The following is a 20,742-nucleotide window of genomic DNA, read 5'->3' on the forward strand; positions in this document are numbered from 1 at the left end:
TCCGCGTCCTCGCGAACTGCCGTAGCGTGGCCGGATGAACACGAACGCGTCCTCGCGGTACGACGTCGTGATCGTCGGCGGCGGGCACAACGGGCTGGTGGCGGCGGCCTATCTGGCGCGGGCCGGGCAGCGGGTGCTGGTCCTGGAACGGCTGCCCCGGGTCGGCGGGGCGGCCGTCTCCACCCGGGCGTTCCCGGGTGTGGACGCCCGGCTGTCGCGCTACTCCTACCTGGTCAGCCTGCTGCCGCGGAAGGTGGTGCGGGACCTCGGGCTGCGGCTGGACCTGCGGCGGCGCCGGATCGCCTCGTACACCCCGACCGTGCGCGACGGGAAGCCGACCGGCCTGCTGGTGGACGCGGGCGACCCGGGCCGTACCGGGGAGTCGTTCCGGGCGCTGACCGGCGCCGACCGCGAGTGGCAGGCCTGGCAGCGCTTCTACGAGATGACCGGGCAGCTCGCCCGACGGGTGTTCCCGACGCTCACCGAGCCGCTGCCCGACCGCGCCGAGCTGCGTCGCCGCGTGGCGGACGACGACGCCTGGACGGCCCTGTTCGAGCGGCCACTCGGCGAGACGGTCGAGCGGACCTTCACGGACGACCTGGTGCGCGGCGTCGTCCTCACGGACGCGCTGATCGGCACCTTCACCCACGCCCACGACCCCGCGCTCCGGCAGAACCGCTGCTTCCTGTACCACGTGATCGGCAACGGCACGGGCGACTGGGACGTCCCGGTCGGCGGGATGGGCGCGGTCACGGCCGCGCTGGCCGAGGCGGCGCTGGCGGCCGGCGCGCGGATCCGGACCGACTGCGAGGTCACCGCGATCGCCGCCGACACCGACGGCGACGGCCGCGGCGACGCCGAGGTGGCGTTCCGACACCGGGACGGCGAGGCGATGGCGGTGGCCCGCCGGGTGCTGGTGAACGCCGCACCGGCGACGCTGGCCCGGCTGCTCGGCGAGGACCCGGGGCCCGCACCGGAGGGCGCCCAGCTGAAGGTCAACATGGTGCTGCGCCGCCTGCCGCGCCTGCGGGACACCGCCGCGGACCCGCGCGAGGCCTTCGCGGGCACCTTCCACATCGCCGAGGGCTACCGGCAGTTGGAGACCGCGTACGCCGAGGCGCAGGCCGGCCGACTGCCCTCGGCGCCGCCGTCCGAGATCTACTGTCACACTTTGACGGACCCGTCGATCCTGGGCCCGGAGGCCGTCCGGCAGGGGCTCCAGACGCTGACCCTGTTCGGACTGCACATGCCCGCCCGGCTGTTCGGCGACCCGGCGACGGACCCCACGGCCAAGGAGCGCGCGCTGGCGGCGAGCCTGGCGCAGCTGGACGCGGTGCTGGCGGAGCCGATCGCCGACTGCCTGGCGACGGACGCCGACGGCCGGCCCTGCATCGAGGCCAGGACGCCGCCCGAGCTGGAGCGGGAGATCGGGCTGCCGGGCGGCCACATCTTCCACCGCGACCTCGCCTTCCCGTTCGCCGACGGGGAGGTGGCGGGCGCCGCCGCCCGCTGGGGCGTGGCGACCGGCCGCCCGAACGTGCTGCTGTGCGGCGCGGGGGCCGTCCGCGGCGGCGGCGTGAGCGGCATCCCGGGGCACAACGCGGCCCAGGCCGTCCTGGCGGACCTGGCCCGCCGCTGAGCCGGGCCGTCCTGGCGGACCTGGCCCGCCGGGCACCCATGGCGACCGCCGGACACCCACCGTGACCACCGGCCACCCGCCCGGGCACCCGCCGCGACGGCCCGATCGCCGTCCGGCCCCGTGCCGCAAGAAGCCGCAACAAAAAGCCCGCACCCCTGGCAGGTCACTTCCCGTGGCGGTTTACTGAGAGTGAGCAGGGCAGGAGGGAGGCCTCCGATGGAGTGTCCGCACCCACCCGGGTTCCACGTCGAGGTCCGTGAACGCTACATGGCCGCCGTAGCGGAGGTGACCCGGCTGGTCCGGGCCGTTCCCGAGGACGGGTGGTCGACGCCCACGCCCTGTCGGGACTGGGACGTCCGCACGCTGGTGAACCACCTTGCCGCGCAGCACCTTTGGGTCTGCCAGGCGGTGTCCGGCTACACCCCGCAGACGATCGGCCACCGCTTCGACGGCGACGTGCTGGGCCGCAACCCGGTCGGCGTGTGGGTGATGGCCGCCGACAGTGCAGTGCGCGCGCTCCACCAACCGGGCGCCCCGGACCGCCTGGTGCACCTGCCGTACGGGGTGCGCGACGTCGGCGGGTACGCCCGCGAGCTGACCGCCGAGACCGTCGTACACGGCTGGGACCTGGCCCGGGCGCTGGGCGAGAACGGCCGGATGCCGCCGGGCGCCGCCCGGTACGCGCTCACCGAGTTCCAGGGCTACCGCCACCTGGCCCGCACCGGCCTGTTCGACCCGCCGCTCGGCACGGCCCCCGGGGCCGACGCCCAGGAGCAGCTGCTGGCCCTCACCGGCCGCGACCCGAACTGGTCCTACGACGCCCTGCGCTGAGCGGTCCGTCATCGCCCCGACCGGCCCGCGGACGCCCCGACCAGCCCGCCAACGGCCGGTCCCCGCACCCGGATTCGGATTGGATCCGCGTGCGAGGACACGGCCGCGGGGCCGGAGTGCCGGTCGTCAGGCCCGGGCGAGCACCCAGGCGCCGAGGCCGTTGCAGCCGCCGGCCTGGTAGGTGGTGGCGCGGAAGCCGGGCGGCACGGGCGAGCCCGGGCAGGTCCACAGGCCGGCGCGGGCGATGTTGTGGAACCAGGCGCCCGCGCCGTCACAGCCCGCCTGCAGGTGACCCGTGATCACGTAGCCGGCGACGACCGGGGAGCCGGAGCAGGTCCAGATCCCGTCGTGCGGGAGGCCGTGCTGCCAGGCGCCGATGCCGCCGCAGCCGGCCCGCAGGTGGTTGGTGATGACGTAACCGGGCACGACCGGCGAGCCGGAGCAGGTCCATATGCCGTCCTTGACGAGGCTGTGGCGCCAGGAGCCGATGCCCCGACAGCCGTACGTCGTGTGGTCGGTGATCACGTACCCGGCCACCACCGGGGAGCCGGAGCAGGTCCAGATGCCGTCCTTCGCCGGCTGCTGGTACCAGGAGCCGAAGCCGCCGCAGCCCGCGCCGTCGTGGTCCGTGATGACGTTCCCGGCGTCGACGGGCTGCCCGGAGCAGGCCCACTTGCCCGGGCCGCCCCATGCGGGCTTGGCCTGTGCCACGGACATGCCGGAGACCGTGCCGCCCAGGACGACGGCCGCGACCAGCGCGAACGCCGCCGCGGCGGCTCCGATCCCCCGGCGGACGACCGCGGTCGTCGCACCCTTCCACAGCTGACGGACATTCATATCGGTTCACTCCAGTCGACGGAGGGCGAGGGAAGCGTCCCGCCCGCCGGGCGCCCGGCCGCGGAACGAGAGTCACCCTATGAGGTGACGAGATGAGAGTTCAGTGGAGATTCCAAAAAATCCGCCCCCGGGAGCCGGCTTGTCCGAAACCCGCCACCCAACCCTCTCTGCCCGCCCCTCACCACGGGTGACCGAGCCGGGCGGCACGCCCCCGCGAGGCGCCCGGCGGCCGCCTCCGCCCGGGTGACACCGCGCCCGGACGGGCGCATGGTGGAAGCAAGGACGTTGCGGACGACCGCCACCGGATCCGCCGCCCGAGGCCCCTTCCACGCCCGGGCGCTTCGCGTACGGACAGACTGCCCGGCCCGGCGCCGCGACGGTGGCGCCCTGTCAGATCCGGGAGGCAGACATGTCCATGGTGCTCATCACCGGCTCCTACCAGGTCCTCCACGACCGGCCCGACGGCGACACCGTCCACTTCCTGCCGCAGGACCCGGGCTTCTGGTTCGAGGTGCCCGGCCGGAACCGGGTCTCGCGCGACGAGAACGGCGGTGGCTCGCTGCGGCTGGACGCGATCGACGCGCTCGAAACCCACTACAAGGGCGTCGGCCCGGACTTCGCCCACCAGCCGCTCGGGCTCGGCGCGCACGCGGCCCGCGACGAGCTGCTGCGCTGGCTGGGGTTCACCGACGTCGTGCAGGACGACACGGAGAAGGTCACCTCCTCCACGCCGGCGTCCGTGCCCGGCTACATCCTCACCGGCGGTGCCGACCTCTTCCACCGCTGTGTCGCCCTGGTCGGGCGCGGCACCGCGCCGAGCGTCGGCGACCCCCCGAAGCCGGCGAAGAGCGGCTTCCGGCTGGACGTCACCGTCGACATGCTGCACGAGACCGCCAACCACCACCTGCTCTCGCTCGGGCTGGTCTACCCGACCTTCTACCAGAACCTGCCCGACAACCTGCGGGCGGACCTGACCGCCACCTCGAAGCAGGCCCGGGCGGCCATGGCCCCCGGCAGCGTCTGGCTGAACGACGTGACCACCAGCGGCGCGAAGATCGAGAACATCGAGTCGATCACCGAGGACCTGGTCCTGCTGCCGAAGCTGTTCCGTCGCCTCGTCGACTACGTCCGGCTGTTCGGCCCGGGCCTGGGCTGCCTGCCCGCCTTCCTGGCCGGCGGCACCGACGAGTTCACCCTCCCCGACCACCCCAAGCCCCTCACCGGCCTGCAGAACGTGGTCGAGGTCACCAACACCTCCACGGTGCGGATGACGCATCCGATCGAGGACATCCTCTTCACCGAGAAGTAGCTTCACGGGCAAGTAGCTTTACCGGCAGGCAGCTTCACGGGCAGGCAGCTTCGGCACGAAGGAGCGCAACGGGGGTGCAAGCGGCCCGTCGTGAGCGCCTGGACCGGTGCCGGGCTCCGGGACCACCATCGGAGGATGCACGCACTGCGCTCCCCCCTGGCGGCCACGAGCCCCACCGTCCCACCCCGGTTCCGCGCCTACGGGGCGCGGCAGTTGGAGCAGCTCGCGCGGCGGTTCGGGCTGTCCGCGGAGGTCCGCCGGACGGTCGAGCTGGTCTCGCGGGTCCTGCCGTTCCGGGTCAACGACTACGTGCTGTCGGAGCTGATCGACTGGCGGCGCGTCCCGGAGGACCCGATCTTCCAACTGGTCTTCCCGCAGGAGGGCATGCTGCCCGCCGAGGACCTGCGCCGGCTGGCCGCGCTGCCCGACGGCTCGACGGCGCAGGCGCGCGAGGCGGTGCGGGACATCCGGTACCGGCTCAACCCGCACCCCTCCGGCCAACTGGAGTTGAACGTCCCGAGCCTGGACGGGCAGCGGCTGGCCGGGGTGCAGCACAAGTACGCGGAGACGGTGCTGTACTTCCCGCAGCAGGGCCAGAGCTGCCACTCCTACTGCACGTACTGCTTCCGCTGGGCCCAGTTCGTCGGCGACGCCGACCTGCGGTTCGCCGCCGAGGGCCCGGAGCAGCTGGTCGGGTACCTGCGCGCGCACCCCGGGGTGAGCGACGTCCTGGTCACCGGGGGCGATCCGCTGGTGATGTCCACCGAGCGGCTGCGGCGCCACCTCGAACCGCTGCTGGCTGTGGAGAGCGTGCGGACCATCCGGATCGGCACCAAGGCGGTCGCCTACTGGCCGCACCGCTTCGTCACCGACCGCGACGCGGACGACCTGCTGCGGCTGTTCGAGGAGGTGGTCACGAGCGGTCGCACCCTCGCCGTGATGGGCCACTACAGCCACCCGCGCGAGCTGGCCCCCGAGATCGCCCGCCGCGCCGTCGCCCGGATCCGCGGGACGGGCGCGGCGGTGTACTGCCAGGCGCCGCTGATCGCCCGGGTCAACGACGATCCGCGGCTGTGGACCGAGCTGTGGCGCACCGAGTTCGCGCTCGGCGCCGTCCCGTACTACCTGTTCGTCGAACGGGACACCGGGCCGCACGAGTACTTCAAGGTGCCGCTGGCCGAGGCGGTGCGGATCTTCGCCGAGGCGTACCGCGGGCTGCCGGGGCTGGCCCGGACGGTGCGCGGGCCGGTGATGTCCGCCGCGCCCGGGAAGGTGGTGGTCGACGGGGTGGAGGAGGACGCGCAGGGACGGTTCTTCCAGCTGCGGCTGCTGCAGGCCCGCGATCCGGAGCTGGTCGGCCGCCCGTTCCGGGCCCACTGGTCGGCGAGCGCCGCCTGGCTGGACGAGCTGCGGCCGGCCGACGGGGTGCCGGACGCGATCCGGGCGGCGATCACGCCCGCACCGCCTGAAGCACCCGTGGCACCCGCGCAGCCCACCACCGACCGACAGTTTCCGGAAGAGGCCCTGGCATGACCGAGCACAGCGACCGGCACGTCTCGCCGAACATGGCGCTCGACCAGTTGGTGGCCCGGCGGCGGGCCGAGGGGGCGCGGATCGTCCACCTGGGCTTCGGCGAGTCCGGCCTGCCCGTCTTCCCGCCGCTGGTCGAGCGGCTGACTGCCGGGGCCGGGCGCAACGGCTACGGCCCGGTCGCGGGCGCTCCGGACGTCCGGGCCGCCGTCGCCGGGTACTTCTCCCGGCGCGGCACGCCCACCGACCCGGAGCAGGTGGTCATGGCCCCCGGCAGCAAGCCGCTGCTGATGGCACTGCAGCAGGTGCTGCCCGGTGACCTGGTGCTGCCCGCGCCGGCCTGGAACACCTACGCCCCACAGGCCGAACTCGCCGGCAAGGCGGTGGTGCGGGTGCCGATCCCGGCGGAGTGCGGCGGGGTGCCCGAGCCGGCGGCGCTGCGCGCGGCGGTGCGGGCGGCTAGGGCTGCGGGCCGGCGGCCCGGCATCCTGGTCCTCACCCTGCCCGACAACCCCACCGGCACCCTGGCCGGCCCGCGGCTCGTCACCGAACTGTGCGCGGTGGCCGCCGAGGAGGAGCTGACGGTCGTCTCCGACGAGATCTACCGCGACCTCGTGCACGATCCCGCCCGGCCGTTCCTCAGCCCGGCGGAGGTCCTCCCGGAGCGGACGATCGTGCTCACCGGGCTCAGCAAGAACCTCGCGCTCGGCGGCTGGCGGATCGGGGCGGCCCGGTTCCCGGCCGGCGCCTGGGGGCGTGCCGTCCGCGACCGGGTGACGGGCTACGCGAGCGAGGTGTGGTCGACCCTCGCCGGGCCGATGCAGGAGGTGGCGGCGTACGCCTTCGCCGAGCCGCCCGAGCTGCGCGCCCACCTCGCCGCCTCGACCCGGCTGCACGGCGCGGTGGCCCGGGCGGTGCACCGGATCGTGCTCGACTCGGGCGCCGACTGTCGGGCCCCGCAGGCCGGCTTCTACCTCTACCCGGACTACGGGCCGCTGCGCGAGGAGCTGGCCGCGCACGGCGTGGGCGACTCGGCCGGGCTGCAGCACCACCTGCTGGACCGGGCCGGCATCGCCGTCCTCGCCGGGCACCACCTGGGCGACGACCCCGGCGCGCTGCGCCTGCGGATCGCGACCAGCAAGCTCTACGGCGAGACCGCCGCCGAGCAGTGGCAGGCGCTGGAGAGCGCCGATCCGGCCGCCCTGCCGCAGGTGGCCCGGCAGTTGGACGTCATCGAGCGGGGGCTGTGCGCACTGGCCGTTGCGCCGCGCGGGGCCCGCGCGGCGCAACGGCCGGCCTGATCGGCGGAGCCCGCGTCAGCCGTGCTCGCGGACGGTCTCCCGGAGGCCGTCCGCGAGCGAGCGCACGATCGGGTAGCGCAGGAAGGAGTAGTGGTCGCCCGGCGTGCCCCGCACCTGAAGGTCCGGCACGTACGGCTGCCAGGTCTCCCGGATGGTGCTGCCGATCCAGGCGGGCAGCGGGCGGTGCGCGGCCTCGTACAGGGTGACGGGGAACTCCACCGGCGCGGGCGCGTACGCCAGGACGGCGGTGCCGATGCCCCGCATCACGGTCAGGTGGCGCACCAGGTCCGCGCCGGCGATCTCGTGCAGCTCCGGCGGGATGTTCAGCTGCTCCAGGCCCGCCGCCACGTCCTGCGGCAGTCCGGCCGGGGCGTGTCCCTCGGCGAGCCGGGTCAGCAGGCCGTCGATCGTCGCGATGTTCCCGCGCACGCCCTCCCGGTACTCGGCCGTGGGCAGGATGCCGTCCAGGGCGAGGACCCGGACGGCGTGCCCGTCCGCGTGGAGCAGCCGGCCGGTCTCCAGCGCCAGGACCCCGCCGAAGGACCAGCCCGCCAGCAGGTACGGCCCGTGCGGCCGGTCGGCGAGGATCGCCTCGCGGCAGCTGCGGGCCATGGTCGGGATGTTCCACTGCGCCGCGTCCGGCCGGTCCCACCAGGACAGTTCGATCCCGAGCAGCCGGGCGTCGGCGCTCAGGGCGCGGGCCAGCGGGACGTAGCCGGTGACGTTGCCCGCGATCACGGGGAAGCAGAGGACGGTGTGCGCGGCGGTGCTGTCGTTCAGCGGGGTGAGGGTGGCGTGCCCGGCCGCCGCGGCGGCGCCGTCGAGGCCGTCCCGGCCGAGGTGCGCGGTGATCCGGGCGATGGTCTGGTGGCGGACCATCATCCGGGGCGTCAGGTGGATGCCCAGGCGGCCCGCCCGGTGGACGGCCCGGATGCTGAGGACGGAGTCGCCGCCGAGTTCGTAGAAGTTGTCGTCGGCGCCGACCCGTCCCACATTCAGGATCTGTTCCCAGATCCGGGCCAGCGTCTGCTGCACGGGCCCGGCCGGCGCCACGTACGCCCGGTCGGTGTCCGGCCGGGCGCCGTCGGGGGCGGGCAGCGCCCGCCGGTCGACCTTGCCGTTCACGGTCAGCGGCAGCGCGTCGACCGCCACCACCGCGGGCACCAGGTACTCCGGCAGCCGCTCCCCGGCCCGGCGGCGCAGCGCCGCCGCGTCGACCGGGCGGCCCGGTTCGGCGGGGGTCACGTAGGCGACCAGCCGCCGCTGCCCGGGCACGTCCTCGCGGGCCAGCACGACCACGTCGCCGACCGTGCCGTCGGCGCGCAGTGCGGCCTCCGCCTCGCCCGGTTCGACCCGCACGCCGCGGATCTTCACCTGGTCGTCGGAGCGGCCGAGGAACTCCAGGTCCCCGTCGGGGCGCCACCGGGCCAGGTCCCCGGTGCGGTACATCCGGTCGCCGGGCGGCCCGTACGGGCAGGCGACGAACCGTTCCGCCGTCAGGTCGGGCCGGCCCAGGTAGCCGCGGGCCAGGCCGACGCCGGCGATGTACACCTCGCCGGGCACGCCGACCGGCACCGGGTTCAGGTACCGGTCCAGCAGGTACACCCGCTTGTTGGCGATCGGCCGGCCGACGACGTCCTCGGTGCGCTCCGCCCAGTCCTCGGCGGCCGGCCAGTAGGTGCTGGTCATGGTGCACTCGGTGGGGCCGTACTGGTTCACCAGGGCGCCCGGCAGGGTGCGGCGCCCGTACTGCCCGGCGAGCCGCAGGCTCTCGCCGCTGGCGACCGTCAGCCGCAGCGATGCCAGGGCGTGCTCCGCCTCGGGCAGCGCGAGCAGTTCCCGCAGCTGGGACGGGACGGTGCTGAGCAGCACCTCCACCCGGTGGCGCTCGACGCACTCGGCGATCGCGACCGGGTCGAACGGGCCGTCCTGCGGGGCGAAGACGGCCGTGGCGCCGCAGCTGAGCGGGCCGAGCAGGTCCCGTACGGAGGCGTCGAAGCCGATGGACGCCAGCTGCAGCACCCGGGTGCCGGGGGTGATGCCGTAGCGGGCGGTCACGAAGGACAGGTAGGCCGTCACGCCCCGGTGCTCGGCGGCGACGCCCTTGGGGGCGCCGGTGGAGCCCGAGGTGTGGACCACATAGGCGAGGTTGCCGGGCCCGGCCGAGGGTGCGGGATCGGTGTCCGGGCGGGTGGCGAGGGCGGCCGCGTCCCGGTCCAGGCAGACGGCCTCGGTGTCGACGCCGAGCCGCTCCCGGAGCACCTCCCGGGTGACGAGCAGCGCCGCGCCGGTGCCGGCCAGCAGGGCCGCCAGCCGCTCGCGCGGGTGCACCGGGTCCAACGGCACGTAGCCGGCACCGGACTTGAGGATGCCGAGCAGAGCGACGGCCAGCTCGGGGCCGCGCTCCAGGCAGACGCCGACCAGGGTCTCCGGGCCGGCGCCGGCCCGGACCAGGTGGTGCGCGAGCCGGTTGGCGCGGCGGTTCAGCTCGCCGTACGTCAGCTCGCCGTACGTCAGCCCGGTGGTCGCTCCGTCGGCGGCGTCCGCGATCAGCGCGACGGCCTCCGGGGTGCGGGCGGCCTGCTCCTCGAACAGCTGGTGCACGCACCGGTCGTCCGGGTAGGGCGCGGCGGTGTCGGTCCACTCCTCCAGCAGCTGCCGGCGTTCGGGCCCGGTCAGGACGGACAGCTCGGAGAGTCGGCTCTCCGGGGCGGCCGCGATCCCGGCCAGCAGGGTGGCGAGGTGGCCGGCCATCCGCGCGACGGTGCCGGGTTCGAAGAGGTCGGTGCTGTACTCGATCACGCAGTCCAGCTGCCCGTCGCGCTCGTTGACGGAGAGCGTCAGGTCGAACTTGGCCACCTGCTGCTCCCACTCCCCGGGCGTCACGGTGAGCCCGTCGAGCGCCAGCGGTGTCCTCGGGGCGTTCTGGAGCATGAACAGCACCTGGAACAGCGGGTTTCGGGCGAGGTCGCGCTCCGGGCGCAGCTCCTCCACCAGGCGCTCGAACGGCAGGTCCTGGTGCGCGTAGGCGCCGATCGCGCTCTCCCGGACCTGGGCGAGCAGCCCGGTGAAGGTCGGGTCGCCGGCCAGGTCGGCGCGCAGCACCAGGGTGTTGACGAAGAAGCCGACCATCCCCTCGGTGTCGGCCCGGTTGCGGTTGGCGATCGGGGTGCCCACCGCGATGTCGTCCTGGCCGCTGTAGCCGGCCAGCAGGGTCTGGAAGGCGGCGAGCAGCGTCATGAACATCGTGGCGCCCTCGCGGTGCGAGAGTGTGCGCAGTGCCTCGGTCAACTCCGCTGGCAGGGTGAACTCGTGGCCCGCGCCGCGGCCGGAGCGCACCGCCGGGCGGGGCCGGTCGGTGGGCAGCTCCAGCGGGGTGAGGCCGTCCAACCGCTCGCGCCAGTACTTCAGTTGGCCGTCCAGTACCTCGCCGCGCATCCAGTACCGCTGGCGCACCGCGAAGTCGGCGTACTGGATCGGCAGCGGCTCCAGCGGGGACGGCAGTCCCCGGCTGAACGCCCGGTAGAGGGCGGCGAGTTCGCGGTTGAGCAGGCCCATGGCCCAGGCGTCGGCGGCGATGTGGTGCACCGCGAGGACCAGGACGTGCTCGTCGGAGCGCACGCGCAGCAGCCGGGCGCGCAGCAGCGGGGCCACCCCGAGGTCGAACGGCCGGGCGGTCTCGGCGGCCACCAGGGCCGACACCTCGGCCTCCGCCCGGTCGGCGGGCAGGGCGCTCAGGTCGGTCACCGGCAGGGCGAGGGCGGCGGGTTGCTCGATCACCTGGACCGGGACGCCGTCCTCGGCCTCGAAGCGGGTGCGCAGCACCTCGTGTCGGGCGACCAGCTCCGTCAGCGCCCGTTCCAGCGCGCCGGTGTCCAGGCCGCCGGTCAGCCGCAGCACCCGCAGGATGACGTACTCGGCGCTGTCCGGGACGAGTTGGTCCAGCAGCCAGAGCCGCTCCTGCGCGAAGGAGGCGCGCAGCGGCCCGTTCCGCAGCACCCGCCGGATCGGCGGCATACCCAGCACCGGCTCGGCGTCCGGGCCCTGGTCGCCGCCGGCGCTGACGATCTCCGCCAGGCCGGCCACGGTCGGGGCGGCGAAGACGCTCTGCACGCCGAGGCCGTCGCCGAACTCCTGGCGCAGCTGGGAGACGGCCTGGGTGGCCAGGAGGGAGTGGCCGCCGAGTTCGAAGAAGTTGTCCTCGGCGCCGACGCGTTCGACGCCGAGGACCTGCTCCCAGACCCGGGCGATGGACTGCTGCACCGGGGTGGCCGGCGCGACGTACTCCTGGCCGGTGCGCGGCCGCGCGGCGTCGGGGGCGGGCAGGGCCCGGCGGTCCACCTTGCCGTTGGCGGTCAGCGGGACGGCGTCGATCACCACCGTGTGCGAGGGCAGCATGTAGTCCGGCAGGCGCTCGCCGGCCCGTCGGCGCAGCGCGGACAGGTCGACCTCGGCACCCGGCGCGGCGGGGGTCACGTAGGCCACCAGCCGGCGGTCCCCCGGCACGTCCTCGCGGGCGATCACGACCGCGTCGCCCACCAGGCCGCCGGCCCGCAGCGCCGCCTCGACCTCGGCCGGTTCGATCCGGAAGCCGCGGATCTTCACCTGGTTGTCGGAGCGGCCGAGGAACTCCAGCTCGCCGTCGGCGCGCCACCGGACGAGGTCGCCGGTGCGGTACATCCGGTCGCCGGGCGGCCCGTACGGGCAGGCGGGGAAGCGTTCGGCGGTCAGGGCGGGCCGGTTGAGGAAGCCGCGGGCCAGCCCGGCGCCGGCGATGTACAGCTCGCCGGGCACGCCGACCGGCACCGGGGCGAGGTTGCGGTCGAGCACGTACACCCGGGTGTTGGCGATCGGGCGGCCGATCGGGACGGCCGGCTGCGACCCGCAGTCCGGCCCGACGTCCGCGCCCAGTGTCCAGATGGTCGTCTCGGTCGGCCCGTACAGGTGGGTGAGCCGGCGGACCTTGGGGCGGGTGGCGGCCGCGAGCGGGGGGTCGAGCGCCTCGCCGCCGAGCAGGACGTGCAGCCGGTCGGAGAGGTCGGGCAGTTCCTCGACGACCAGCCGCCACAGTGGCGGGGTGGCCTGGAGGACGGTGATGCCGCTTTCGGCGAGCAGGGCGGCGAGTTGCGCAGGCGCGGTGGTCTGCTCGCGGGTGGCGAGGTGGACCTGGGCGCCGTGCAGCAGGGGCAGCAGCAGGTCGACGCTGGACATGTCGAAGGTGTACGGGGCGACGGCCAGCAGCCGGTCCTCGGGGCCCAGCCGCAGGACGTCCTGCATCGCGAGCAGCCCGTTGACCAGGTTGTCGTGGCGGGTCTGGACGCCCTTGGGGGTGCCGGTGGAGCCGGAGGTGTAGACGATGTAGGCGAGGTCGCCGGGGGTGGCCCGGGGCGACGGGGCGGCCTGCGCGGCGTCGTCCTGCGCGGTGTCGTCCAGGCAGAGCACCGTGCGGCCCTGCGCGGCGGGGATCCGCTCGGCGAGGTGCCGCTCGGTGAGGACGACCGGGGCGGCGATGTCGGCCAGCAGCAGGGCCAGCCGCTCGCGCGGGTGCGCCGGGTCCAGGGGCACGTAGGCGCCGCCGGACTTGAGGACGGCCAGCAGGGCGACGACCAGGTCGGGGCTGCGCTCCAGGCAGAGGCCGACCAGGGTCTCCGGCCCGACGCCGGCCCGGAGCAGCCGGTGCGCGAGCCGCTCGGCCCGCTCGTCCAGCTCCCGGTAGGTCAGGGCGCGCTCGCCGCAGACCACGGCGGTGCGCTCCGGGGTCGCGGCGGCCTGGCGGGCCACCAGCTCGTGCACCCGGGTGTCCGGGAAGCGCGCCGCGGTCCGGTTCGCTTCGGTGAGCAGCCGGTGCTCCTCGGCGTCGGTGAGCAGCGGCAGCCGGGAGACGGCGGTGGCCGGGTCGGCCGCCACGCCGGCCAGCAGGGTCAGGTAGTGGCCCGCGATCCGTTCGGCGGTGCTCCGGTCGAACAGGTCGGTGGCGTACTCCAGCGTCCCGGTGAACCCGGCCGCGGTCTCGGCGAGTTCCAGCGAGAGGTCGAACTTGGCGACGTCCCAGTCCAGCGGCTCGGCGGCGACCGAGATCCCGGGCAGCGCCCAGGCGTGGCCGGCGGCCTGCGGGTCCTGCATGTTGAACATGGTCTGGAACAGCGGGGTCCGGGACAGGTCGCGGTCGGGGGCGAGGTGCTCGACCAGCCGCTCGAACGGGAGGTCCTGGTGGTCGTAGGCGGCCAGCGCGGTCTCCCGGACCTGGGCCAGCAGCTCGGCGAAGGTCGGGTCCCCGGCGAGGTCGGCGCGCAGCACCAGGGTGTTGACGAAGAAGCCGATCAGCCCCTCGGTCTCGGCCCGGTTGCGGCCGGCCACGGGCGTGCCCACCGCGATGTCCGCCCGGCCGCTGTACCGGGCCAGCAGCACCTGGAAGGCGGCCAGCAGGCCCATGAACGGGGTGACCCGGTGGGCGCGAAAGGCCTCCTTCAGCCGCTCGGCGAGCGCGGCCGGGATCCGGAAGGAGAGGGTGGCGCCGCGCGCCGACCAGACCGCCGGGCGGGGCCGGTCGGCGGGCAGCTCCAGCGGGGTCGGATCGGCCAGCTTCCCCGTCCAGTAGGCGAGTTGCTCCGCCAGCACCGGCCCGTCCAGGGACTCCCGCTGCCAGATCGCGAAGTCCGGGTACTGGACGGGCGGTTCGGGCAGCTCGGGCTTGCGGCCTTCGAGGTGCGCCGCGTACAGCAGGCTCAGTTCGTCGACGACGATGCCGATCGACCAGCCGTCCGCGACGATGTGATGGAACGTCAGAGCCAGCAGGTGCTCCGCCGGGCCCTGGCGGTACAGCATGGCCCGGAACAGCGGGCCGCGCTGCAGGTCCATCGGGGCCGTCGCCGCGGTCGCGGCCTCCCCCGGGCCGGCTGGTGCCTCGGCCACCCGCAGCACGTCCGGGCCCGGGTCGAGCACCAGCTGGCCCGGGCGGCCGTCCCGCTCGCCGAAGACCGTGCGCAGCGACTCGTGCCGGGCGACCAGGTCGGCCACCGCGGCGGACAGCGCCGGGACGTCCAGCTCCCCGGTCAGCCGCAGCACCACGGGGATCAGGTACTCGGTGCCGCCGGGGGCCAACTGGTCCAGGAACCATAGCCGTTGCTGGGCGAAGGAGAGCGGCAGCAGGACGTCGTTCGGCATCTGTTCCCCTTGGTCCGATTCAACCTGATCAGAATTCGACGGGCGCCCCATCCGGCCCCGGGTCGGTGTCCGGGCCCGGATCGGCGGTGGCGGCGCCCGCGATGTGCGCGGCCTGGGCGCCGACCGTCCGGTGCCGCAGGAGTTCCGCGATGGTGAGCGCCGCCCCGGTCCGGACGAGAATGGCCCGCTGCAGCCGGATGGCCAGCAGGGAATTTCCGCCGCAGTCGAAGAAATCCCGCTCGGAGTCGGCGGGGGCGGTCCCGAAGACATCGCCCCACGCCGCCCGGACGTCCTCCAGTATCCGCTGGCTCAATTCGAAAATCACCCCCTCCCCTTTTCCTGAACGACGACCCCGAACGACCCCCTGAACGACGGCCCTGAACGACGGCGCCGAACGACGACGGAATTCCGGCCGGAGGAACTCGGCCGCGTCACCCCTGCCAGGCGCGCCAGAGGCCCGCGTAGGCGCCGTTCTTGGCGAGCAGTTCCTCGTGCGTGCCGAACTCGGTGACGCGGCCGTCGTCGAGCACCGCGATCCGGTCGGCGTCCTGCGCGGTGTGCAGCCGGTGCACCACGGCGATCACCGTACGGCCGCTGGTCACGGCCGCCAGTGAGCGTTCCAGGTGCCGGGCGGCCTGCGGGTTCAGCAGCGAGGTCGCCTCGTCCAGGATGAGGATGTCCGGGTCGGCGAGGAGGAGCCGGGCGAGGGCCAGTTGCTGCACCTTCGCCGGGTCCAGCACCTGTCCGCCGGGGCCGATCCCGCTGTCCACGCCCAGTTCCTCGGCCCACTCCCAGGCGTCGACGGCGCGCAGCGCGTCGGCGATCTCCTCGTCGCCGGCGCCCGGGCGCGCGATGGTCAGGTTGTCGCGCAGGGTGCCCCGGAAGACGTGGTGTTCCTGGGTCACCAGGGCCACCGTGCCGCGCCGCTCGGCGGGGGCGAGGCCGGCCACCTGGCGGCCGCCGACGGTGATGCCGCCGGTGTCCGGGGTGTAGATCCCGGCCAGCAGCTTGGCCAGCGTCGACTTGCCGGCCCCGGACGGCCCGACCACGGCCAGCCACTCGCCCTGGCGGATGGTCAGGTCGATGCCGCGCAGCACGTCCTGGCTCGGCTGGTAGGCGTAGCGGAGGTCCCGCACCTCGATGTCGCGGGCCCCGGTGGTTCGGGCCTCTGCGGACCGCGCCCCGTCGCCCTGCGCCGCGCTGCCCGCGCCGACGGGCGTCGGGGCCGGTGCCCGGAACCGCGCCATCCCCAGCAGCCGCGCCAGCGACGCGCCCGCCGACTGCAGCGAGTCCAGCCAGAACATCAACTGGTCCAGCGGGTTGAGCAGTTGCGAGGCGTACAGGGTGCCGGCGGTGACCGCGGCGAGGGAGACCTCGCCGTGCAGGTAGAGCGTGCCGCCGAAGATCAGCATGGCGGCCACCGGCAGGGCGTAGCTGGTGTCGCAGAGCGGGAGGAAGACGTTGCGCAGCCGCAGGGTGTAGCGCTCGGCGGCGTAGGAGGTGGCGATGGACTCGTCGACCAGGTCCATCCGGCGGGCGGTCAGCCGCAGCGCCTCGACGGTGCGGGCTCCCTCCACGGTCTCGGCCAGACTCTCGGTGAGCCGGGAGTAGGTGGCCGCCTGCCGCAGGTAGCCCTGGTGCGCCCGGCGCAGGTACCAGCGGGCGGCGCCGTAGAGCACCGGCACCGAGAGCAGGCAGGGCAGCAGCAGGAGGGGGCTGATCAGCACCAGGGCGCCGAGGGTGAAGCAGACGATGCCGACCGAGGTCATGGTGGCCGGGATCGCGGCGCGGATGGCGCTGGACAGCTGGTCGATGTCGCGGGTGGTGCGGGTGATCAGGTCGCCGGCGTCGGCGTCCTCCACCGTCTCCGGCGGCAGTCCCAGCAGGTCGGAGACGAACTCCTCGCGCAGGTCGGCCAGGATCTTCTCGCCGAGCCTGGCCGCCGCGTACTCGGCGAGCCGGACCAGCACGGCCTGGGCGGCCAGGCAGCCGAGGATGAACAGCACCAGGCGCAGCACGGTGTCCTGGCCGTGGGTGACGTCGGAGACCAGGGTGCCGAGCAGCCAGGGGGCGAACAGCCCGGCGACGGCGGCGAGCGCCTGCAGGCCGACCACCAGGGCGAACTCGCCGCGGTGGGCGAGGACGGCACGCCGCGCGTACGCGGCGAGTTCACGGTTCGAAGCGACGGGCAGCTCACTCATGCCGCGGCCGTCCAGCGCTCGACCAGTTCGCGGTAGCGGTCGTCGGCCATCAGCGCCTCGTGGGAGCCCTCGGCCGCCACGCCGCCGTCCAGGACCAGGGCGACGTGGTCGGCCTGGTGCAGCAGCAGGGTGCTGGTGGTGAACACGACGGTGGCGCGCCCGCGGCGCAGTCGTGCGATCCCCTCGGCCATCCGGTTCTCCGTGTGTGCGTCGACGGCGCTGGTCGGGTCGATCAGGATGAGCACCTCGGGGTCGGCCATCAGGGCGCGGGCCAGCCGCAGGCGCTGTTGCTGGCCGCCGGAGAACTCCCGCCCCCCGGCGGCGATCTCGGTGTCGAGCCGGTCGGGCAGGGCTTCCACGATGTCCCGGGCGGCGGCCGCGTCGACGGCGGCCCAGAGCGGGTCGTCGGAGTCGCCGGCCCGCAGCCGGTCGGCCGGGTCGAGTTCCCGGCGCAGCGGCCCGGCGAACAGGTGCTCCTCGGCGGTGGCGACCAGGATCCGTTCGCGGACCGCGGCCAGCGGCAGCGCGGTCAGCGGCACGTCGGCGTAGGTCGCCGCGGAGTCGACCTGGCGGCCCAGCCGGTCGGCCAGCGCGACCGCGTCGGCGGAGGAGCAGACGACGGCGGTCAGGCCCTCGGCGGGCACCCGCAGGCCGGAGTCGGGGTCGGCGAGGACGCCGGGGCCCGGTACGGCGCCGGTGTCCGGGCCGGGGGCGAGGTCCGGGGCCGTACGGAGCAGCCGGACGACGTTCTCGGCGGCGACGTGGCCCTGCATGGCCTTGGAGACGGCGAAGGTGATCTGGTTGGTGGGGATCACCAGGTAGGTGGCGTACCCGTAGAAGGCCACCATCTGTCCGGCGCTGAGCCTGTCGTCGAGGACGAGTTCGCCGGCCAGGGCCACCACCCCGGCGAGCAGCAGGCTGGGCAGGAAGGTCCGGGTGGCGCCGAGCACGGCCGAGGCGCGGCCCTGCCGAAGCGCGGTGGCGCGCAGGCGCTGGGAGCCCGCCCGGTAGCGGGCGGCGAACTGCTCCTCGCCGCCGATGCCGCGCAGCACCCGCAGTCCGCGCACGATGTCGACGGCCTGGTCGGCGAGTTCGCGCTGGTGGGTGCGAAGTTGGCCCTGTCGGTTGCGCAGCACCCGGGCGAGCCGGGTGGTCACCACCAGCATGATCGGCACCGCGACCAGCACGAGCAGGCCGACCTGCCAGGAGGCGACCAGCATGAACACCGCGACGGCGACGAAGCCGACCAGCCCGCCCACGCCGCGGGCGCCGACCTCCAGCGCCTGGCCGATCAGGCCGATGTCGGAGACGCCGACGGTGACCAGGTCCCCCGCCGAGACCTTCCGGCCGACGGTGGTGCCCAGCTCACAGGCCTTGCGAGTGACGAACTGCATGGTCTCGTAGCCGGGTTCGACCCGCAGCCGGGTCTCCAGGCGCTCCACGAACACGGCGGACAGCGCGGAGAGCACGCCCGTCCCGAGCACCGCCAGCCCCCAACCGACCAGTGCGGTCTGGTCCCTGGCGACCAGGCCCTGGTTGATGGCCTGGCCGATCACGGCGGGGGTGAGTCCGAGCCCGGCCGCCCACCCCATGTTGGCGAGGCAGTCGAGCAGCAGGACCCGCCGGTGGCGGACGGCCATCCACAGCAGGTACCGCCACGGGCCGCGCAGGTCGGGGGTCCCGGGTGCCCGGTCGAAGAAGTCACGCACCGCTCAGCCCCTTCGCCGGGTGAAGCCTGCCCCACACATGCGCCTCCATCTCAGGTCGTCGGCACGGCAATTAACCGCGGAACGCGCGTGATCTGTCCATCGTCCAAGGCCTGGGGCCTGACGGCGCGCGTTCAACTGTCAGACATTCTCGGTTGAACGAAGGCGGGTCCCCGCTCATTCGGCCCGCCGGTAGACGGAGATCACGTTACTGGCCGCCGGGGCGCTGGAGTCCGCGCGCCAGGAGCCGCCCCGCCAGTTGGCGATCCGCTGGACCAGCCGCAGCCCGGCCAGCCGGGCCATCAGGTCCAGTTCGGAGGGCAGCAGCATCCGCTGGGCGATCTGCCGGACGCGGTGCCCGTCCCCGTCGACGTAGAGCACGTCCTGGTCCAGCAGCAGTGACTTCCAGTCGAAGCGCTGGGTGCTGATCGCCATGCCGGCGCCGGCCAGCCGCAGGGTGCTGATCCGCTCGCCCTCCTCCATCGCCCGCAGCGGCGGGTGCAGGTTCTCCACCACCAGGCTGCCGCCGGGCGCGAGGTGGGCGGCGGCGTTGCGGACGACGGCGAGCTGGGCTTCCTGGGTGGTGAAGTGCAGCAGCAGGTTGTAGACGCAGACCACCAGGTCGAAGCGCCGCTCGGTGGTCCAGCTCTGCGCGTCGCCCAGGGCCAGGGTCAGGTTGTCCGGCAGCGGCCGGCGGCCGGCCGCGGCCAGCATCTCGGCCGAGTTGTCCACGCCGAGCACGCTGCGGGCCTTCCCGGCCAGCGGGACGGCCAGGCGTCCGGTGCCGACGCCGAACTCCAGCACGTCACCGCCGGCCGCCAGTTCGGCGAGGTAGGCGACGGTGAGCGGGGTGTCGATCCGGGCGTGCTCGGTGTCGTACCGGGCGGCCTGGTCGGCGTCCCAGATGATTTCCTCCATGTGTGTGCGTTCCCTCCGGTTCGCTCGTCCTCAGCGGCCGAGCCACGGCCGCCACAGTTCCTGGTCCAGCAGGTGCGGCACGGTCGCGAACTGCTGCTCCCAGTACCGCCGTACGCCCGTGCGCGCGGCGGGTGCGGCCGGGTCGGTGCGGGCCGCGCCGGCCGCGGGCAGTGCGACCGAGGCGAGCGGGCCGATCCGGGCTCCGCGCGCGGCCTTGGCGTCGTGGGATCCGGAGCCCAGGTGGAGCCCGCGCAGGCCGGTCTCGTAGCAGTACCGGAGCGGCTCGTAGATCACCACGTTGAAGTACGGGTAGGCGCCGGCGGCCGCGTCGTGGTCGAAGCCGGAGGCCCGCAGGTAGAGCCACTCGCCCCAGCGGTAGGCGAGCGCCATCCCGACCGGTACCGGCCCGCGCCGGCAGACGAACAGCACGCCGTGGCCGCCGAGGGCCGCGTACTGCCGCTCGAAGCGGGTGCGCAGGTCGGCCTCGTCCTCCTCGACGCCGTACTTCTCGTTGCCCAGCCGGGCGAAGCGCGCGATCAGATCGAGCTCCTCGCCCGGGTCGGCGCGGACGGTGCTCAGGCCGTGGGCGGCGTAGCGGCGCAGTTCCTTGCGGGTGGTCTTGCGCCGGGTGGGGCTGAGGGCGGCGAGGTAGTCGTCGAAGCCGCGGCCGGGGGCGGGGAGCCAGGCGTCGCCGCTGTAGCCGACGACCGGGGCGAGGTCCCCCGCGTAGCCGGTGACCTGGCGCAGGCCCCGTTCGGTGAGGTGGAGGAGGTAGGCGTGCGGGCGGCCCTCCGCCGCGGCGAGGTCGGCCAGCCGGTCGAGCAGGGCGGCGACGGTGGCGCGCCGCCCGGCCTCGGTGAGCCGGTCGGCGAGCAGCACCTCGGTGCGGTAGCCGCTGCGGCTGCCGGCCACGCAGTACCGGCCGTCCGGGCCCGGGGCGGCCGCGCGGAAGACGGCGCCCGGGTGGTAGTAGCGGTTGGGCTCGTCGGCCGTCAGGTAGACCGGCAGTGCGCCGGCCGGCCCGGTGTCGTCGTGGGCCAGCAGGTAGCGGCACCGCCCCGGGGTCTCCTGTTCGACGAGGGTCAGCCACGCGTGGGAGGCGTACAGCCCTGACCGGGCGGCCACCGCCGCCCAGTCCGCCGCCGGCACCGTCGCGAGCGTGTCGTGCACCCGCACCTGCACCCGTACCTGCATCGTGACGAAATCCCCTCGTGAATTGCCGGGCCCCACCGGTCGGCGGCGGCGGAATCCCGGCGCGGAACGGCACGGAATTGCGCGCCGGACGGCCGGTTCTGGAAATGTGCGC

Annotated in this window: 12 protein-coding genes; 5 read left to right on the forward strand and 7 right to left on the reverse strand. The window is 74.6% G+C overall.

The annotated features are described in order from the left end of the window. Positions 1–34 precede the first annotated feature (34 nt). Positions 35–1,639 (forward strand): phytoene desaturase family protein, encoded by a 1,605-nt coding sequence (locus OP86_RS07995; RefSeq protein ID WP_030058716.1) that lies wholly within the window; start codon positions 35–37, stop codon positions 1,637–1,639. 216 nt (positions 1,640–1,855) lie between these two features. Then, positions 1,856–2,470 carry a TIGR03086 family metal-binding protein gene (locus OP86_RS08000; protein ID WP_030058714.1) on the forward strand — a complete coding sequence of 205 codons (615 nt, stop codon included), beginning with the start codon at positions 1,856–1,858 and terminating at the stop codon, positions 2,468–2,470. Between the two features lie 126 nt (positions 2,471–2,596). On the opposite strand, the gene OP86_RS32830 is transcribed toward OP86_RS08000, so the two are convergent. After that, the gene (locus OP86_RS32830; protein WP_051829829.1) at positions 2,597–3,307 is read right to left on the reverse strand and encodes a hypothetical protein; all 711 of its coding nucleotides are present in this window, start codon (positions 3,305–3,307) and stop codon (positions 2,597–2,599) included. Positions 3,308–3,716: 409 nt separating this feature from the next. On the opposite strand from OP86_RS32830, the gene OP86_RS08010 reads away from it, so the two are divergent. The 3 genes from OP86_RS08010 to OP86_RS08020 all read left to right on the forward strand — a co-directional run bounded on the left by OP86_RS08010 (position 3,717) and on the right by OP86_RS08020 (position 7,447). Next, positions 3,717–4,616: a hypothetical protein gene (locus OP86_RS08010; protein ID WP_030058712.1), complete on the forward strand. Its 900-nt coding sequence runs from the start codon at positions 3,717–3,719 to the stop codon at positions 4,614–4,616. Positions 4,617–4,751: 135 nt separating this feature from the next. After that, positions 4,752–6,149, forward strand: a complete 1,398-nt coding sequence (locus tag OP86_RS08015; RefSeq protein ID WP_051829840.1) for a KamA family radical SAM protein — start codon at positions 4,752–4,754, stop codon at positions 6,147–6,149. Beyond that, positions 6,146–7,447 (forward strand): pyridoxal phosphate-dependent aminotransferase, encoded by a 1,302-nt coding sequence (locus OP86_RS08020; RefSeq protein WP_033331314.1) that lies wholly within the window; start codon positions 6,146–6,148, stop codon positions 7,445–7,447. The genes OP86_RS08015 and OP86_RS08020 overlap by 4 nt, the downstream gene beginning before the upstream one ends. A 15-nt stretch (positions 7,448–7,462) precedes the next feature. On the opposite strand, the gene OP86_RS08025 is transcribed toward OP86_RS08020, so the two are convergent. From OP86_RS08025 to OP86_RS08050, 6 genes are all read right to left on the reverse strand, one after another. After that, positions 7,463–14,611: a non-ribosomal peptide synthetase gene (locus tag OP86_RS08025; protein WP_051829830.1), complete on the reverse strand. Its 7,149-nt coding sequence runs from the start codon at positions 14,609–14,611 to the stop codon at positions 7,463–7,465. 28 nt (positions 14,612–14,639) lie between these two features. Beyond that, positions 14,640–14,936, reverse strand: coding sequence for an acyl carrier protein (locus OP86_RS08030; RefSeq protein ID WP_030060891.1), 297 nt, complete (start codon positions 14,934–14,936; stop codon positions 14,640–14,642). Between the two features lie 106 nt (positions 14,937–15,042). Further along, complete coding sequence (locus OP86_RS08035; protein ID WP_030060890.1) at positions 15,043–16,812, reverse strand: ABC transporter ATP-binding protein; 1,770 nt, start codon at positions 16,810–16,812, stop codon at positions 15,043–15,045. Continuing rightward, positions 16,809–18,521: an ABC transporter ATP-binding protein gene (locus OP86_RS08040; protein WP_030060889.1), complete on the reverse strand. Its 1,713-nt coding sequence runs from the start codon at positions 18,519–18,521 to the stop codon at positions 16,809–16,811. Before OP86_RS08040 ends, OP86_RS08035 begins: the two co-directional genes overlap by 4 nt. 174 nt (positions 18,522–18,695) lie before the next feature. After that, a complete protein-coding gene (locus OP86_RS08045; RefSeq protein WP_051829831.1) occupies positions 18,696–19,436 on the reverse strand; it encodes a class I SAM-dependent methyltransferase in 741 nt (246 codons plus the stop codon). 30 nt (positions 19,437–19,466) lie between these two features. Further along, a complete protein-coding gene (locus tag OP86_RS08050; protein WP_033331316.1) occupies positions 19,467–20,630 on the reverse strand; it encodes a GNAT family N-acetyltransferase in 1,164 nt (387 codons plus the stop codon). Between the last annotated feature and the right edge of the window lie 112 nt (positions 20,631–20,742).

The sequence above is a fragment of the Streptomyces novaecaesareae genome, assembly GCF_000716875.1.
GTDB lineage: Bacteria > Actinomycetota > Actinomycetes > Streptomycetales > Streptomycetaceae > Kitasatospora > Kitasatospora novaecaesareae.

What these genes read in the sequence shown, in the direction of transcription:
- OP86_RS08035 (WP_030060890.1), bottom strand. Translation starts at nt 16,812, where the DNA reads ATGAGTGAGCTGCCCGTCGCTTCGAACCGTGAACTCGCCGCGTACGCG.
- OP86_RS08025 (WP_051829830.1), bottom strand. Translation starts at nt 14,611, where the DNA reads ATGCCGAACGACGTCCTGCTGCCGCTCTCCTTCGCCCAGCAACGGCTA.
- OP86_RS08050 (WP_033331316.1), bottom strand. Translation starts at nt 20,630, where the DNA reads ATGCAGGTACGGGTGCAGGTGCGGGTGCACGACACGCTCGCGACGGTG.
- OP86_RS07995 (WP_030058716.1), top strand. Translation starts at nt 35, where the DNA reads ATGAACACGAACGCGTCCTCGCGGTACGACGTCGTGATCGTCGGCGGC.
- OP86_RS08045 (WP_051829831.1), bottom strand. Translation starts at nt 19,436, where the DNA reads ATGGAGGAAATCATCTGGGACGCCGACCAGGCCGCCCGGTACGACACC.
- OP86_RS08000 (WP_030058714.1), top strand. Translation starts at nt 1,856, where the DNA reads ATGGAGTGTCCGCACCCACCCGGGTTCCACGTCGAGGTCCGTGAACGC.
- OP86_RS08020 (WP_033331314.1), top strand. Translation starts at nt 6,146, where the DNA reads ATGACCGAGCACAGCGACCGGCACGTCTCGCCGAACATGGCGCTCGAC.
- OP86_RS08015 (WP_051829840.1), top strand. Translation starts at nt 4,752, where the DNA reads ATGCACGCACTGCGCTCCCCCCTGGCGGCCACGAGCCCCACCGTCCCA.
- OP86_RS08010 (WP_030058712.1), top strand. Translation starts at nt 3,717, where the DNA reads ATGTCCATGGTGCTCATCACCGGCTCCTACCAGGTCCTCCACGACCGG.
- OP86_RS32830 (WP_051829829.1), bottom strand. Translation starts at nt 3,307, where the DNA reads ATGAATGTCCGTCAGCTGTGGAAGGGTGCGACGACCGCGGTCGTCCGC.